Source organism: Aminobacter sp. P9b, assembly GCF_045345995.1.
In the GTDB taxonomy this organism is placed as follows: domain Bacteria; phylum Pseudomonadota; class Alphaproteobacteria; order Rhizobiales; family Rhizobiaceae; genus Aminobacter; species Aminobacter niigataensis.
Map to the genome: position 1 here is coordinate 1970414 of NZ_CP150082.1, position 15862 is coordinate 1986275.

General features: G+C 63.2%; 13 protein-coding genes and 1 tRNA gene. 9 read left to right on the top strand and 5 right to left on the bottom strand.

Annotation, left to right across the window (positions count from 1 at the left end):
• Positions 1 to 9 precede the first annotated feature (9 nt).
• A complete protein-coding gene (locus WHT83_RS09710; protein ID WP_108609148.1) occupies positions 10 to 1452 on the top strand; it encodes a short-chain fatty acyl-CoA regulator family protein in 1443 nt (480 codons plus the stop codon).
• Between the two features lie 3 nt (positions 1453 to 1455).
• Here WHT83_RS09710 and WHT83_RS09715 read toward each other — a convergent pair whose 3' ends face one another.
• Together WHT83_RS09715 and WHT83_RS09720 are read right to left on the bottom strand one after the other, a co-directional pair.
• On the bottom strand, positions 1456 to 2685 hold the full coding sequence (locus WHT83_RS09715) for an MFS transporter (RefSeq protein ID WP_406873655.1): 1230 nt from the start codon (positions 2683 to 2685) through the stop codon (positions 1456 to 1458).
• A complete protein-coding gene (locus WHT83_RS09720) occupies positions 2682 to 3230 on the bottom strand; it encodes an NADPH-dependent FMN reductase (RefSeq protein WP_183264577.1) in 549 nt (182 codons plus the stop codon). The genes WHT83_RS09715 and WHT83_RS09720 overlap by 4 nt, the downstream gene beginning before the upstream one ends.
• A 237-nt stretch (positions 3231 to 3467) precedes the next feature.
• Between WHT83_RS09720 and WHT83_RS09725 the strand changes: the two genes are divergently transcribed.
• From WHT83_RS09725 to WHT83_RS09745, 5 genes are all read left to right on the top strand, one after another.
• Complete coding sequence (locus WHT83_RS09725; protein ID WP_406873954.1) at positions 3468 to 4418, top strand: DMT family transporter; 951 nt, start codon at positions 3468 to 3470, stop codon at positions 4416 to 4418.
• 241 nt (positions 4419 to 4659) lie between these two features.
• Positions 4660 to 5760, top strand: coding sequence for a polyamine ABC transporter substrate-binding protein (locus WHT83_RS09730; RefSeq protein WP_183264576.1), 1101 nt, complete (start codon positions 4660 to 4662; stop codon positions 5758 to 5760).
• Between the two features lie 67 nt (positions 5761 to 5827).
• Positions 5828 to 6967 carry an ABC transporter ATP-binding protein gene (locus WHT83_RS09735; protein ID WP_183264575.1) on the top strand — a complete coding sequence of 380 codons (1140 nt, stop codon included), beginning with the start codon at positions 5828 to 5830 and terminating at the stop codon, positions 6965 to 6967.
• An 8-nt stretch (positions 6968 to 6975) separates the two neighbouring features.
• On the top strand, positions 6976 to 7887 hold the full coding sequence (locus WHT83_RS09740; RefSeq protein WP_183264574.1) for an ABC transporter permease subunit: 912 nt from the start codon (positions 6976 to 6978) through the stop codon (positions 7885 to 7887).
• A 1-nt stretch (position 7888) separates the two neighbouring features.
• Positions 7889 to 8707: an ABC transporter permease gene (locus tag WHT83_RS09745; protein ID WP_183264573.1), complete on the top strand. Its 819-nt coding sequence runs from the start codon at positions 7889 to 7891 to the stop codon at positions 8705 to 8707.
• Between the two features lie 33 nt (positions 8708 to 8740).
• Here WHT83_RS09745 and WHT83_RS09750 read toward each other — a convergent pair whose 3' ends face one another.
• Positions 8741 to 9115: a hypothetical protein gene (locus tag WHT83_RS09750; protein WP_406873656.1), complete on the bottom strand. Its 375-nt coding sequence runs from the start codon at positions 9113 to 9115 to the stop codon at positions 8741 to 8743.
• 342 nt (positions 9116 to 9457) lie between these two features.
• Between WHT83_RS09750 and WHT83_RS09755 the strand changes: the two genes are divergently transcribed.
• A complete protein-coding gene (locus WHT83_RS09755) occupies positions 9458 to 9769 on the top strand; it encodes a hypothetical protein (protein WP_183264571.1) in 312 nt (103 codons plus the stop codon).
• Positions 9770 to 10004: 235 nt separating this feature from the next.
• Here the strand turns inward: WHT83_RS09755 and WHT83_RS09760 are convergent.
• Positions 10005 to 10081 (bottom strand) — tRNA-His (locus WHT83_RS09760).
• Positions 10082 to 10340: 259 nt separating this feature from the next.
• Positions 10341 to 10799, bottom strand: coding sequence for a phasin (locus tag WHT83_RS09765; protein ID WP_108609133.1), 459 nt, complete (start codon positions 10797 to 10799; stop codon positions 10341 to 10343).
• A 242-nt stretch (positions 10800 to 11041) separates the two neighbouring features.
• Between WHT83_RS09765 and WHT83_RS09770 the strand changes: the two genes are divergently transcribed.
• Together WHT83_RS09770 and WHT83_RS09775 are read left to right on the top strand one after the other, a co-directional pair.
• Positions 11042 to 14539, top strand: a complete 3498-nt coding sequence (locus tag WHT83_RS09770) for a PAS domain S-box protein (RefSeq protein WP_406873657.1) — start codon at positions 11042 to 11044, stop codon at positions 14537 to 14539.
• Between the two features lie 249 nt (positions 14540 to 14788).
• On the top strand, positions 14789 to 15835 hold the full coding sequence (locus tag WHT83_RS09775) for a Fe(3+) ABC transporter substrate-binding protein (protein ID WP_183264569.1): 1047 nt from the start codon (positions 14789 to 14791) through the stop codon (positions 15833 to 15835).
• The last annotated feature ends 27 nt before the right edge of the window (positions 15836 to 15862 follow it).

Here is a 15862-nt window from a genome sequence, read left to right on the forward strand (position 1 = left end):
TAAAAGCCGATGGCCGAGCAAAAAATCTTTGCCGGACCGCGCATCAGGCGCATCCGCAACCAGAAGGGGCTGACCCAGACGGCGATGGCCGAGGGGCTCGGCATTTCGCCGTCCTATCTCAATCTCATCGAACGTAACCAGCGGCCGCTGACGGTCCAGCTCATCCTTAAACTCGCCTCGGTCTACAAGGTCGACCCAGACGAGTTGCAAGGCGAGGCGCGCGGTTCAATCGCGGCACTACGCGAGGTCTTCGCCGACCCGCTGTTGTCTGGCGAGTTGCCGGGCGACCAGGAGCTGGTGGAGATCGCCGAGGCTGCGCCCAATGCGGCGGCGGCGGTCATCAAGCTGTTCCGCGCCTATCGCGAGCAGGCCGAACGCCTGTCCGATCTCACCGAATTGCTCGCACGCGAGGGGCACACAACTGCGTTGTCAGGTGCGCGCCTGCCGATCGACGAGGTGCATGAGGTCTTCGAGCGCCGGCCCAATCATTTCACCTCGCTGGAGGAGGAAGCCGAGGCGTTCACGACGCTGCTCGACCCCGGCGATGATCTGTTCGGCGCATTGAAGGCCTGGCTCCGGCGCGAGCACGGCATCGTCGTCAAGGTGTTGCCGGTCGCCACCATGCCCAACTGGCGCCGCCGTTACGACCGCCATTCGCAGCGTCTTTTCCTGTCGGAGCGGCTGTCACCGTTCGACCAGTTGCGTGAAGTCGCGATGGAAGCGAGCCTGATCCGCATGCAGGTGGCGGTTGCCGCCGAGCTTCAGGCGCTGAAACTCACCTCGGACGAGGCACGGCGGCTTGCCCGTTTCGAACTCGGCCGATACGCAGCACACGCGCTGATGATGCCTTATCAGGCGTTCCACGCAGCCGCCCAGCGCGCCCGCTACGATGTCGATGTGCTGCGTTCGCGTTTCGGCGTGTCGTTCGAGCAGGCGGCCAATCGGCTGACCATGCTTCAGCGGCAGGGTACGTCGTCGGTGCCGTTCTTCATGCTCGAGGTCGACAATGCCGGCAACCGCTTCCGCAAGGCCGGCGCGCAAGGGTTCCCGCAAAGCCGATTCGGAGGCGGGTGCCCCAAACTGCCGGTCCATGCCGCCTTCACCCAGCCCGGCCAGATCTTCGTCGAAGCCGTCGAGATGCCTGATGGTGCCGAGTTCCTTTGCGTCGCCCGCACGCTGGAAGGGCCGCAGGGCGCCTTCAGCGAGCGGCCGCGCCGTACGGCCATCCTGCTGGGTTGCGACATCGCCTTTCGCGACGAGATCGTCTATGGCGCGGCCTTGCCCGCCCAGGCCGTCGGCGCCAAGCCGGGTGTCGTGGCGGCGACGCCGATCGGGCCCGCATGCCGGCTTTGCGAACGTTCCGGATGCTTGTCGCGCGCCGAGCCGCCGATCACCAGGCCGCTCGGCCTCGACGAGATGGTGACCGGCCTGTCGGCCTTCGATTTCCAATAGGCTTCAGGCGACTGAAGCCGGAGCGCGCCGCGCATATGTGATTGCTATTGCCCCAGCGAGCATGGCGATAACGCCGACACCTGCGCCCACGTAGACGTAGGTGTTGGCAAATCCGAATGCCGCAATCATTGGCTGGCTGACGAAGGGCGAGATGAAATGGCCGGCAAAGACGCTTGCCGTCATGCCGCCGGCAATACGCCCGCGCATGTCGGGAGATGCCGCTGCCATGGCGGCGGCGGCGATGTTGGGCATCATCATGCCGAGCCCCAGGCCAACCACGCCTGCCGCTGCCAGCACCGGCGCGAACGTTTCCGCCAACCCGAGGAGTACATAGCCGATGGCTGTCAGGCCGAAGGCGAGACCGAACACGCCGGTCGTTCCGAGCCTTGCTCGCAACCGGTCATAGGAAAGGGCGACAACTGCCCCTACCATGTTGCCCACGCCGATCGCCAGCCCGGCCACGGCAGGTGAACCAATGCCCATGGCGTTGAGGTGGAACGGCAGCTGCGTCGGCAGCAGGTAGAATGCGACGCTGTTGATCACCGCCGCGGCATAGACTGCCATGACGGCCAGCCACAAGGTACCGCTGCCGCTTGGTGCGGACGCTGCGTGGGTGGAGCGTTGTGTGCGAACCGGCTCGTTGATGAAGGCCATCACCGCCGGGATCAGCAGTAGCGACAGCCCGTAGACGGCAAACGGCGCGCGCCAGTGCATTTCGGCGAGCATGCCGCCACCGGTCAGGAAGATGAGGCCACCAACGCCGACGAATGCCGACTGATAGCCCATGAAGCGGTCGCGTGCAGGTCCGCTGAAGTAGTCGCCGACAAGCGCGGTTGCGGTGGTCATGACGCCGGCCACCGCCACGCCGAGCAACGCCCTGCCGATCAGCAACCCTACCAGAGAATTGCCGAAGATGCCCGACATGCCGCTCAGGCCATAGAGCAGTGCGGCAGCGATCAGCAACGGCCGACGGCCAAAGCGGTCGGCCAGCCCGCCGGCGAAGGGCGCGCAGATCACGATGAACAGCGCTGGCAGGGTGAGCACCAGCCTGGTCAGGATCTCGACATTGGCGCTGCCTGCGAAATGGGCTTCGATCGCCGGCAGCGACGGTGCAATGGTCGCGCCCGACATGATGGTCAGCGAACTGATCAGCAGCAGCGTCGTATTGCGCGCGGCATGGCGCTCGGGGGCAGGCGTCGCATTCGCGACCTGGACTTGCTGGGCGATGTTCATGCTGCCACCTCGAAATAGGGCGCGTTGGCGCGGGCTTCGCGCAGGTTGACTGCCCACCACCGCAGGCGCGCCAGCAAGACGGCCAGCGCCCGATGTGGTTCCCCGGGTTCGATCAGCGCGCCGCTGGCATCGAACTTCTTCGAAGCGAAGGCAAAACTCACCGTGTCGCGAATCGCCACGACGTGAAGTTCGGCAAAGACCAGCCGTAGCTGCTCGATCGCGCGCAGGCCACCGGAGATGCCGCCATAGGATACGAAGGCAAGTGGCTTGGCCTGCCATTGAATGCTGTGCGCGTCGATCAGCGCTTTCAGGTCGGCGGTGTAGCCGTGATTGTATTCGGGCGTTACGATGATGAACGCATCCGCCTCGTCGAGGCGGCGCGCGATGTCGTGGCGGTCGTGGCTGAGGTCTCGCGGATCGACCAGCTCGAGCGCGAACTGGTCATGCCCGCGGATCTGGGAGGCGACCCAATTGACCACGACGTCGCAGAAACGGCCCTGGCGGGCGCTGCCATAGATCACAGCGAGCTTGGTTTTCGGCGGCATTTCGGCATGGCTCCAATTCAATGCGGGCGTCGGAGCCGTGTCTTTAGAACCTCAAGGTAAGTTGAGGTCAAGCGCATAAATGACAGGATCTGAAAGTTCTGGAGTGCACATATGCGGCTTATGCAAGTGCCCTAACGGGATAGGGGCACTGGACCTCGCCAACGCGCGGCTGCTCGGCTATCGGAGGCAAGGCGTGTGCGGTCCAACCACGCCAAGGGGGAGGCGACGGACGCACGCATGGGCGAACAGGCATCAACTTCGCAGTTGGGCTCGACCGGCAGCACGGGCGAGCAGCGCATTGGCGTGGTGTTGGTCTTCCTGTCGGCGCTGATGTGGAGCCTGGGCGGCGCCATTGCCCGCTTCATCGAGGCTCCCGACAGCTGGACAATCGTGTTCTGGCGCTCGTTCTGGGCGGCCGCTTTCCTGCTGGCCTTTATGGCCTGGCGCGACGGCATGCGCGGCACGCTGCGCTTGTTCCGTGAGATGGGGGTCCCGGGCTTGCTCGTGGCGATCTGTTTTGCCACCGCCTCGACCTCGTTTGTCGTGGCGCTTGCCTACACCACCGTCGCCAACATCCTGCTCATGCAGGCCGGCGTGCCGCTGCTGGCGGCGCTGTTTGCCTGGGTCCTGTTTCGCGAACGCGTTGCCACGGCGACATGGGTAGCGATCTTCGTGGTCATCCTTGGCGTCGCCATCATGGTCTCCGAATCGCTCGACGGCGCCGTGTCGCCCATTGGCGACGGCCTCGCTCTGCTGATCGCCGTGGCGTTCTCCATCGCCACCGTCATCACCCGTCGATTCTCCCATGTCCGGATGACGCCGGCCACATGCCTGGGCACCTTGATCGCCGCGACCTTTGCCGCTTCACAAGCGTCGATGTTTGTGGTGACGCCGCACGACATGGGTTTCCTGTTCGCCTTCGGCGCGCTCAATCTTGGCCTCGGCCTTGCCTGCTTTGCCACCGGCGCGCGGCTCATTCCGGCGGCCATTGCCGCGCTGATCGGAACTTTCGAGACGTTGCTCGGCCCGATCTGGGTCTGGCTCGTCCACGCCGAGGTGCCGTCGACGCGCACCATCGTCGGCGGAGCCGTCATCTTCTCGGCCTTGCTGGTGCATCTGACCTTGGAATTCAAACGCCAGGCACGGCCCCAAAGGCCGGGTATCACGGGCGTTCCCATGCCTGATTGAGCGATGTCTTGTTTACCATTGACAATGCTACCGTCCGGCGGGCAGGCTGACCTCCGAGGGTAACAACAACACAGGCGTATCTTGCCAGGTTCCACTGCCGGGGCTTCGGTGTCCGCAGCTGTAAATCGCCATCACGTTTGCGCCGAACTGCGAGCCGGCGGGAGCGCGCTACCCTCATCACTCGATTTTTGTAAGGGATCAGGATGTGCCGGGACGGGCGCGTCCGGAAAAGGAGACTGCCATGAACCGTAGAGCGCTTTGGCTGACCGCCGCGTCAGCCCTTATCGCTGTTTTTGCGACCACCGCCAGCGCCCAGGAGCGGGTCGTCAACGTCTACAACTGGTCGGACTACATCGATTCTTCCATCATCGAAGACTTCACCAAGGAGACCGGCATCAAGGTCGTCTATGACGTCTACGATTCCAACGAGATACTCGAAACCAAGCTGCTTGCCGGCGGCAGCGGCTACGACGTGGTCGTCCCCACGGCCAGCCCCTTCCTGGCGCGCCAGATCCAGGCCGGCGTCTATCAGAAGCTCGACAAATCCAAGCTGCCCAACCTGGCGAATGTATGGGACGTCGTGAGTTCGCGTACCGCCGCCTACGATCCGGGCAACGAATACTCGGTCAACTACATGTGGGGCACGGTCGGCATCGGCTACAACCAGAAGAAGATCAAGGAGGCCCTCGGCATCGACAAGATCGACAGCTGGGATGTCGTCTTCAAGCCGGAACAGTTGGCCAAGCTTGCCGATTGCGGCGTCTATCTGCTGGATTCGCCGACCGACATCTTCCCGACGACGCTGAATTATCTCGGCCTCAAGCCCCAGTCGACCGAGCTGGGCGACCTGTCCAAGGCGGAAGAGACACTGCTCCAGGTCCGTCCGTCGATCCGCAAGTTCCATTCGTCAGAGTACATCAACGCGCTCGCCAACGGCGACATCTGCCTGGCGGTTGGCTGGTCGGGCGACGTCTTCCAGGCACGTGACCGAGCCGCCGAAGCGGACCAGGGTGTTGTCGTCGACTACGTCATCCCGAAGGAAGGCGCGGAGATGTGGTTTGACCAGATGGCGATTCCGGCCGATGCCCAGCACGTCGCCGAGGCGCACGAGTTCATCAACTACATGATGAAGCCGGAAGTGGCGGCCAAGGCCTCCAACTACATCTTCTATGCCAACGGCAACAAGGCGTCTCAGCAGTTCATCGACAAGGAGATTTCAGGCGATCCGGCGATCTATCCGGATGAGGCAACGCTCGCCAAGCTCTTTACCGTGCCGCCTTATGATCCCAAGACCCAGCGCGCCGTCACCCGCAGCTGGACCAAGATCGTCACGGGACAATAGCGTCAGGTAACCCGATCCCGGCGCCACGGGCGCCGGGATTTCGCATCAGGGCAGGTGGGAGAGGGAAATGAAATCGCTCGGCAATATCCGCAGGGAGTTTGCGCCCTGGAACAAGCCAGACGCCAAGCCCTACATTCAATTCAAGAACGTCACCAAGCGTTTCGGTGACTTCACCGCCGTCAACAACCTGTCGCTGTCGATCTACGAGCGCGAATTCTTCGCGCTGCTCGGCGCTTCGGGCTGCGGCAAGTCGACCTTGTTGCGCATGCTGGCCGGTTTCGAGGAGCCGACCTCCGGCCAAATTCTCCTCGACGGCCAGGACCTGCGCGGCATCCCGCCCTACCGGCGGCCGGTCAACATGATGTTCCAGTCCTATGCCCTGTTCCCGCACATGACGGTCGAGCAGAACATCGGCTTCGGCCTCAAGCAGGACGGCATGGCAAGGGCCGATATCGACACGCGTGTTGCCGAGATGCTCAAGCTGGTCAAGCTCAGCCAGTTCGCCAAGCGCAAGCCGCATCAGCTTTCGGGTGGCCAGCGCCAGCGCGTCGCGCTCGCCCGCGCAGTCGCCAAGCAGCCCAAGGTGCTGCTGCTCGACGAGCCGCTTGGCGCGCTCGACAAGAAGCTGCGCGAGGAAACCCAGTTCGAACTGATGGACCTGCAGCAGACGCTCGGCCTGACCTTCGTCGTCGTCACCCATGACCAGGAAGAAGCCATGACCATGGCCGACCGCATCGCCATCCTCGACAAGGGCGAGGTGATGCAGGTGGCGACGCCGGCCGAGGTCTATGAAGCGCCGGGCTCGCGCTTCGTCGCCGACTTCGTCGGCAACATCAACATGTTCGAAGGCAAGGTCGCCGACCGTGACGGCGCGGGCGCCACCATCGCCAGCGCCAATGGCGTCACCATACGCACCGCCAATGCCGGCGATGCGGCGGCCGGCAGTGAGGTCGCCTTCGCCATCCGGCCCGAGAAGATCAAGGTCTCGTCGAAAAAGCCGGAAAGCGGCGACAATGTCATGGAAGGCGAGATCTACGACATCGCCTATCTTGGCGACATGACCATCTTCCACGTCCAGCTCGGCAATGGCCAGGTGGTCAAGGCAAGCTCGCTCAATGCGACGCGCGCCACCGAGGACCCGCTGAGCTGGGACGACAAGGCATGGATCTCCTTCCGCAACGACGCCGGCGTCGTTCTGACGCGATAGGTGGAGAGATGAAAAGCCCCCTCTCGGCCATCACCAACCGCCTGGTCATCCTCGTTCCGTATCTCTGGCTGCTGTTTTTCTTTCTCATTCCGTTCGTCATCGTCTTCAAGATATCGCTTTCGACGACGGCCATTGCCATGCCGCCCTATACGCCCGTCCTTGGCCTTGCCGACGGCTTTTCCGGCCTGATGTCGCAGATCGGCGAATTCAGCTTCGACAACTACCTTTGGCTGACCCAGGACGCGCTCTATTTCAACGCCTACGTATCGAGCGTGGTCATCGCCGGCATCTCGACATTCCTGGCGCTGCTGGTCGGCTATCCCATTGCCTACGGCATGGCGCGCGCGCCGGCGACGATCAGGCCGACGCTGCTGATGCTGGTGATCCTGCCGTTCTGGACCAGCTTCCTGATCCGCGTCTACGCCTGGATTGGCATCCTCAAGCCCGAGGGGCTGCTCAACCAACTGCTGCTCGGCACCGGTATCATCGACCAGCCGCTGGTGATCCTGAACACCCATACGGCGATCTTCATCGGCATTGTCTATTCCTACCTGCCGTTCATGATCCTGCCGCTCTATTCGGCGCTTGAGAAGATGGACTATTCGCTGATCGAGGCGGCGCAGGACCTTGGTTGCCCGCCGATCGCCGCCTTCTGGAAAATCACGTTTCCGCTGTCGCTGCCCGGCGTCATCGCCGGCTGCCTGCTGGTCTTCATCCCGGCCGTCGGCGAGTTCGTCATCCCCGACCTGCTCGGCGGTTCGCAGACGCTGATGATCGGCAAGACGCTGTGGAACGAGTTCTTCGCCAATCGCGACTGGCCGGTCTCCTCTGCGGTGGCCGTCATCCTGCTGCTCTTGCTGGTCGTCCCGATCATGTTCTTCCAGCAGGCGCAGGCCCGCGCCCAGGAAGAGGGGCGCTGAGATGAACGCGAGCTGGAGTCGCTTCAACATCACGTCGATCGTGCTGGGCTTTGCCTTCCTCTATTTGCCCATTGTGCTTCTGGTTATCTTCTCCTTCAACGAATCCAAGCTCGTCACCGTCTGGGGCGGCTTCTCGACCAAGTGGTACGTCTCGCTGTTCCACAATCAGGGCCTGATGGATGCCGCCTGGGTGACCATCCGCGTCGGCCTGGTGTCTGCGACATTGGCCACCGTGCTCGGCACGCTCGCCGCCCTGGCACTCACCCGCTACACCCGCTTTCGCGGCAGGGTGCTGTTTTCGGGCATGGTGTTCGCCCCGCTGGTCATGCCCGAGGTCATCACAGGCCTGTCGTTGCTTCTGCTGTTCGTTGCCGTCGGGCTCGACCGCGGCTTCTTCACCCTGACGCTCGCCCACATCACCTTCTCGATGTGTTTCGTGGCGGTGGTGGTGCAGTCGCGGCTGGTCACCTTCGATCGCTCGCTCGAGGAAGCGGCGATGGATCTCGGCGCGCCGCCGGTCAAGACCTTCTTCCAGATCACGCTGCCGGTCATCCTGCCGGCGATCGTCTCCGGCTGGATGCTCGCCTTCACCCTGTCGATCGACGACCTGGTGATTTCGAGCTTCACCTCCGGTCCGGGCGCAACGACCTTGCCGATGAAGATCTACAGCCAGGTCCGGCTTGGCGTGACGCCCGAAATCAACGCCGCCTGCACCATCCTGATCGGCATCGTCGCCGTCGGCGTCATCGCCGCCTCGCTGGTCAACAAGCGGCGCGAGGTTCAGCGCCTGCGCGACGAACAGGCGGCGCAGCGCGGCTAGGCTGCGGCATTCACGATCTGGCGATTTCGCCGCTCACGGATTGGGAGCGGCGACCGCTCTTGGCTTCGCAACCATCTGCACCTGGCCGCTGACCGTCACGGACATTTCGCGGTCGTTTCGGTTGCTCATGTTGACGTTGCTGCTGACGCCGGTGATTTCGCAGCTCTCGGCAAACGCGTCGACGACGAGCTCGCAACTGTTCTTGATCATCCGGTAGACGGATTCCATTGCCGCCTTCTGCTGCGCTTCGATGTCTTGCGATTTGTCGAATGGCATGGAAATGGTGATGTTTGAAGACAGGGAGATGTATCCGTCAGGCGCGCGACCGCCTCTCAGCGGCATCGTTTGCGACCAGGCAGCTGCATTTGCAGTTAGAATGATGATGGCGGCGAGGTAAAGTCTTGTCATTGCTCTGTCCTGAAAGTCGCCATGAAATCACATGACGCCAGAAGGAGAGATGAAAGCTTTATGGCAGATTTTATGTATTGCAGATCCATGTTGTAGTTACAGATCTCGATGCGAAGCCATGTCTTGCCGGATAAGCGCGTAAGGTTCAGCGCCTGCGCGACGAACAAGCCGCGCATCGGTTGAGCGCCATCGTTACATCGGCAACCGCGGAGATCGCTCGTCCGCAAGAATAGGCTGATCTTGGAGCGGCGCAAAAAGGCTAACCTTTCCAAGGATGTGCCGCTGGATAAGCCAATGTCGCCATGATAGCGTCATGGCGATCAACTTTGAGGAGTAGGGGTAATGACGCGTTTTCTCGCCACAGCTGCAGTTTTGTCTTTCGTCGCATTGGCCGCTACGGCCTGTAACACCCCGCAGGAACGCGCTGTCGGCGGCGGTGCCGTCGGCGCGGTGGGCGGCGCCCTGGTCGGCCAGGCCATCGGCGGCAATACGGGCTCGACCGTTGCTGGCGCCGTCATTGGCGGCCTCGCCGGCGCAATGATCGGCGCGGGCACCGCACCTGGCGAATGCCGTTACCACCAGTACGACAACCGCGGTCGGCCGATGTATGATCGCAATGGCAGGCCGGTGACCTACCTGGCCCCCTGCCAGTAACAATCGCCGGGACGACACCTTCGTCCCTAGAGACCGCAGAACGGCGCGCTTCAAGCGAGGCGCGCCGTTTTGCGTTGTGCGCTGCTGCCGACTGCCGAGCCGCGAATCGCGGAACGGTGTGCTCAGTCCGAATCGCCATGTTGGTGGCAAGCATTGCGATAGGGATGTGACGACGCACAACGCCATCAGGAAAACCAGGCCTTGCCGTGCATATCAGTCTGTCGGGGGAAGGTGTTGGTACGGTTGGGTGGGCTCGAACCACCGACCTCCGGATCCACAATCCGGCGCTCTAACCAACTGAGCTACAACCGCGTGCCTTGCTCTGGCGCAGCGTCCTTACGGACAATTCCAACACATTTCAAGAGCTTTGCGAACCATCCACTGCGGCGATTTGTGCCCATAGCGCGAAGTCGCTGAATTCAGCGGGGTATCAGCCCCGGAAAAAGAAAAAGGCCGGCGGGAGGAGGTGCCGGCCTTTTCCTTTGTGTGACCAGCGGGAGGAGGTGCTGGCCGCTTCGCCCGGCAGGCAGAGGGAGGAGGAACCGCCCGCCGGGTATCGTGTCGGACGCTGTTAAGCGGCCTTGAGGTCTTTCAGCGCCTTTTCGAAAGCGGTCTTGACCGGCTTCGAAACGTCTTCGGCGGCCTTCGAGGCAACGGCCTGGAAGTCCTTGGCCTGCTCGACGGTCTGCTCGACGCGGCTGCGCAGATAAGAGGTCTGCAGTTCGACGATTTCCGACAGCGACTTGGCGCCGGCGAGAGCTTCGAGATGCGAGAAACCGGCTTCGGCATTGGTGCGGAGTGCGGCAATCGCCTTGAGCGACAGCTCGTTGGTCACGCTGCGGGCGGTCTCATAGCTGGTCTCGATCGTCTTCTGCGCCTCTTCGGCGCCGGTCTTGAGCTTGGTGTAGGCTTCCTTGGACTGCTCGACGCCCTTTTCTGCGAAGACGCGGAATTGGTCGGTGGCCTTGGAAACGTCGAAGCTCGGCATTTCGATGGTGTCTGCGAATTCTGCGGTTTTGGTCTTGGACATTGTCTCACCCTGTGACTGGACGGGGTGTTGTCACCCGTCTCGTTTATTCGCATATCTCATATAGGGCATTTTATGGTGCAATGCAATATCTATGTTGCAGTGCACCATTTCTGGCTTCTGCGGGGTTAACCACGTGGCGAGAATAATCTCGCTCTATGACACCTGTTTGCTAGACCTTGGCGATGACGGCTTTTATTAACAAAGCGTTAATTACGAGAATGCGTGCCTTGCGGGTTATGTGAATGCCGTCAGCAGCCTATTCCTTCATCGACGTCGCGGTGGTCGACCGTGTCAGGCAGCATTTTGCTGCTGGCGACGCTATCGTCGTGTTGACTGCCGACCTCGAGGACGTTGTTTGGGCCAATGGTCCGGGTGCTGCCGTGCTCGGTTATGACGACATCGATGCGGTGATCGGCGCCCCGGCGCGCCTGGGCCTGGCGGCGCGTCGGCAGATCGCCGCGACTTCGGGCTTTCCCGAAATCGGCAGCGACCGCGCCATCATGGTGCGGGTGGCATCGGGCATGACCAGCAGCGCCGTGGCCTTCATGGCCAGTTCGGTCCGGCTGCCTGATGGCGAAACCGCAATCATGCTTGCCGTTCCCGTAACCCAGGCGAGCGCCCGCGGCGTCAGGGACATTGCCGCCAACGCCATCCGTGGCTTCACCGAGCCGGGGCATTTTCTCGCCTTTGTCGATGGCCGAGGCGAAATAGAAGCGGCGACCGAGGGATTTGCCGACCTTGGCATCGCCACCTCGACCCTTGCCGGTCTGGTCTCTGCCGTCAGCCGCGAACGCGACCGCATCATCAAGCGGGCCATCCCCGCCGCCGGTGGCTACCTGCCTGCCGGACTGGCGCGGCTTGTCGACGATCCGGCGCGGCATCTGCTTGTCGTCGTCGATGAACGCATCGAAGCCTTCGAAGGCAGCCCCCCCGAGGAGGCTCCGGCCGGACCTGCGCTGGAGCCTGCCCGGGATGCCGATCCCCAGCGGACGCAGGCGACCGCCCCAGCGCAGCCACAAGTCTCTCCGCATTCAGACCACGATCATTGGTATTTCAGCCCGGAAGAACGCGAAAGCAGAGGCGGGGCCGCGGTCCGCGAGATGGCTGCCGCGCAGCATTCGCCCAAGCTGCCTGAGCCGGGATCTGTCGCCGAACTCGTGGAAAGGCCGGCTGTCGTGGCTGGCGAGGCCGCCGAGCCGCCGGCGAAACGCCCCGAGCCGGTGACGGAACGATCGGCGGCACCGGTCCGCTTTGTCTGGCGCACCGATGCCGAGGGACGTTTCAGCGCGATTTCGCCTGAATTCGCCGCCGTGGTCGGCGAGCATGCAGCCGATGTCATCGGCCGGCGCTTCCAGGATGTCTCGAACACGTTCGAGCTCGATCCCTCCGGCGAGATCGCCGGACTGCTCCAGCGCCGCGACACCTGGTCGGGCCGTTCGGTGCTATGGCCGGTGGCCGGCTCGGAACAGCGTATCCCGGTCGATCTCGCCGCATTGCCGGTCTATGGGCGCGACCGCAGTTTCGAGGGTTTTCGAGGGTTTGGCGTGGCGCGCCCGGCTGAGGCCGTGATCGACCACGAGCGCATCGGCCTGGCGCTGGTGCCCAACGGCACGCCACCGCCGGAAGCTACGCCTGAGGTTGCCACCGAGGAACTGCCGGAACCTGCGCCTTCGGCCACCGAACCGGAGGGCATCGAGCCTGCTGAGCAAGCGGAAGCCGGACCACCGGACGGGCCCGCAGCCGAAGCAGCCGCTCCCGCCGACCCGTTCTCCGGCGAGGTGCCGGCGCTGGAAATCGAGCCGACGCACGATCGCCGCTATTCGGACAAGGTGATCCGGCTTGCCGAGCATCGGCCGACCGCGCCGGAGGAGCCCGCCAACGGCAAGGGGCTTTCGTCCGTCGAGCGCAACGCCTTCCGCGAGATCGGCGAAAAGCTCAAGCGGGCGGGCGAGATTGTCGCCGCTCGGCAGCAGCCAGGATCGGGCGCACCAGAAGCGGACGTGGCGGCTGCCGAGAACAACGGCGAAGCGGCGTCGGCCGAAATTGCCGGCTATTCCGAAGCCGCCGCCGCCGAACTTGCCGAACAGGATGCCCCTGGTGCCACTCAGGCGGCGCCGGAGGATCAGCCGGCGGGCGAGGGTGCAGAGGTCGTGGCTCTGTCGTCCGTGCGAGCAAGCGAACCGGCAGCCGAACAGGCCGAACCTCCGCGCGACGAGCCCGCAAGGCCTCCGCTGCGCACCGAGGACGTCATCCCGTCGTTCTCGGGGGGACGCGACACGCCCGTCGATGCCCCGATCCTCGAGGAATTGCCGGTACCGGTGCTCATCCATGCCGGCGACGTGCTGCACTATGCCAATGCCGAGTTTCTCGACCTGACCGGCTACGGTTCGGTTGATGAACTGGCGCAGGCCGGCGGCCTCGACGCGCTGTTTGCCGAAAGCTACGGCGACGAACCGGGCTCGGACCATGAGCTGAAACTGAAGACCCGCGACGGCGAGGAGTTTCCGATCGAGGCGGTGCTGCGCTCGGTGCCCTGGCAGGACGGCAAGGCGCTGATGCTGGTGGTACGTCGCATCAGCGGCGATGACGACCTCGACGACGCCTCAGGCCAGATAGCCGAGCTTGAAGAGCGTCTCGCCGAGATGCGCACCATCATCGACACCGCCACCGACGGCGTCGTGCTCATCGACCGCGACGGCGCCATTCGCTCGATCAGCCGCCCGGCCGAAGCTTTGTTCGGTTTCGACAGCGACGAGGTCACCGGCAAGCAGTTCCATTCGCTGTTTGCCATCGAGAGCCAGCGCGCCGCGCGCGACTATCTGGTCGGCCTGTCCGAGCATGGCGTGGCGAGCGTGCTCAACGATGGCCGCGAGGTCATCGGCCGCGAATCGCAGGGCCGCTTCATACCGCTGTTCATGACCATCGGCCGCCTGCCCAACGACAGCGGCTTTTGCGCCGTCGTCCGCGACATCACCCAATGGAAGCGTGCCGAGGAGGAACTGACCCAGGCGCGCGCTGTGGCCGAGCGGTCGTCGTCGCAGAAGACCGATTTCCTCGCCCGCATCAGCCACGAGATCCGCACGCCGCTCAATGCCATCATCGGCTTCTCCGAATTGATGGTCGACGAGAAGTTCGGCCCGGTCGCCAACGACCGCTACCGCGACTATCTCCGCGACATCAACCGCTCCGGCAATCATGTGCTCGATCTGGTCAACGACCTGCTCGACATCTCCAAGATCGAGGCCGGCCAGCAGGAGATGGACTACGAGGCGGTGTCGCTCAACGATACGCTCGCCGAGACGGTGGCCATGATGCAGCCTCAGGCCAATCGCGAGCGAGTCATCATCCGCTCCAGCTTTGCCTCGCGCCTGCCGGAAATCGTCGCCGACCGGCGCAGCATCCGTCAGATCGCGCTCAACATCCTGTCCAATGCCGTGCGCTACACCCAGGCTGGCGGCCAGGTCATCGTTTCCACCGCCTACGAAACCTCGGGCGACATCGTCATGCGGGTGCGCGACACCGGCATCGGCATGAGCCAGTCCGAGATCGAGCAGGCGCTGAAACCGTTCAAGCAGATCAATTCGCTGAAGCGCGGCAGGGGCGACGGAACCGGCCTCGGCCTGCCGCTGACCAAGGCGATGGTCGAGGCAAATCGCGCCCGTTTCACCATTGCGTCGACCCCGGGCGAAGGCACTCTGATAGAGGTGACCTTCCCCTCGACGAGGGTTCTCGCAGAGTAGTGGGCGCCCGCCGGGTGCGACATTTTGTGCACATCTGCGTGATCCTCGCTGGCTGTTGTTAGAATTTGTCGAACAAGCCATTGAATCCGGTGCAAAACAGTCCAGTTTAGAATAGTTCTAAACTATTGAATTTGTTGGCCTTTAAACTTGACCGCAAGTGTCACAATGGCCATAGGGAAGGGGGTCTCGCAAGCGAGGCTGCCATATGTTCCTCAAGGGACTTTGCCCCCTTTGGCCAGGAGAGAAAAAATGAAGTTTGGAAACGCCAGGTCGGCAATTGCCGGCGGCGCCCTCGCGATTGCGGCGCTCTTCACCACCTCGGCGCTCGCCGATGGCGTGGTCAATATCTACACCTATCGCCAGCCCGATCTGATCAAGCCGGTGCTCGATGCCTTCACCGCCGAGACCGGCATCAAGACCGAAGTGCTGTTCCTCGACAAGGGTCTTGAGGAGCGCATCCAGGCGGAAGGCCAGAATTCGCCTGCCGACGTCATCATGACCGTCGACATCGCCCGTCTCACCTCGGCCAAGGAAAAGGGCGTCACCCAGCCGCTGGTCGACGAGGAAATCAACAAGCTGCTGCCGGCCGAATATCGCGATCCGGAAGGCAACTGGTTCGGCGTCACCAAGCGCGCCCGCGTGATCTACGCCTCCAAGGAGCGCGTCAAGGACACGGCGATCACCTATGCCGAGCTCGCCGATCCCAAGTGGAAGGGCAAGATCTGCATGCGTTCGGGCCAGCACGACTACAATCTGGCCCTGTTCTCGGCAGCAATAGCCCATTGGGGGCCCGAGAAGACCGAAGAGTGGATGAAGGGCCTGAAGGCCAACCTCGCCAAGAAGCCCGACGGCGGCGACCGTCCGCAGGCTGGCGCCATCGCTGCCGGCGAGTGCGACATCGCCATCGGCAACACCTACTATGTCGGCCTGATGCGCAACAACGAGAAGGACCCGAAGGAAAAGGAATGGGGCAACGCCATCAACGTCCTCTTCCCGACCTTCGAGAACGGCCTGACCCACGTCAACATCTCGGGTGCGGCGCTCGCCAAGAACGCGCCCAACCGCGACAATGCCGTCAAGCTGATCCGCTTCCTGGCCAGCCACGAGGCCCAGCAGGTCTACGCCGAGAAGAACTACGAATATCCGGTCGAGCCCGGCCTCGAGCCGTCCGAGACCGTCAAGGCTTTCGGCGAGTTGAAGGCTGACACGCTGCCGCTGGTCGACATCGCCAAGGGCCGCAAGGCTGCCTCCGAGATGGTCGACCGCGTCGGCCTCGACGACGGCCCGAGCAGCTGATAGGCGGGTACATGAACTGAAGAAGAG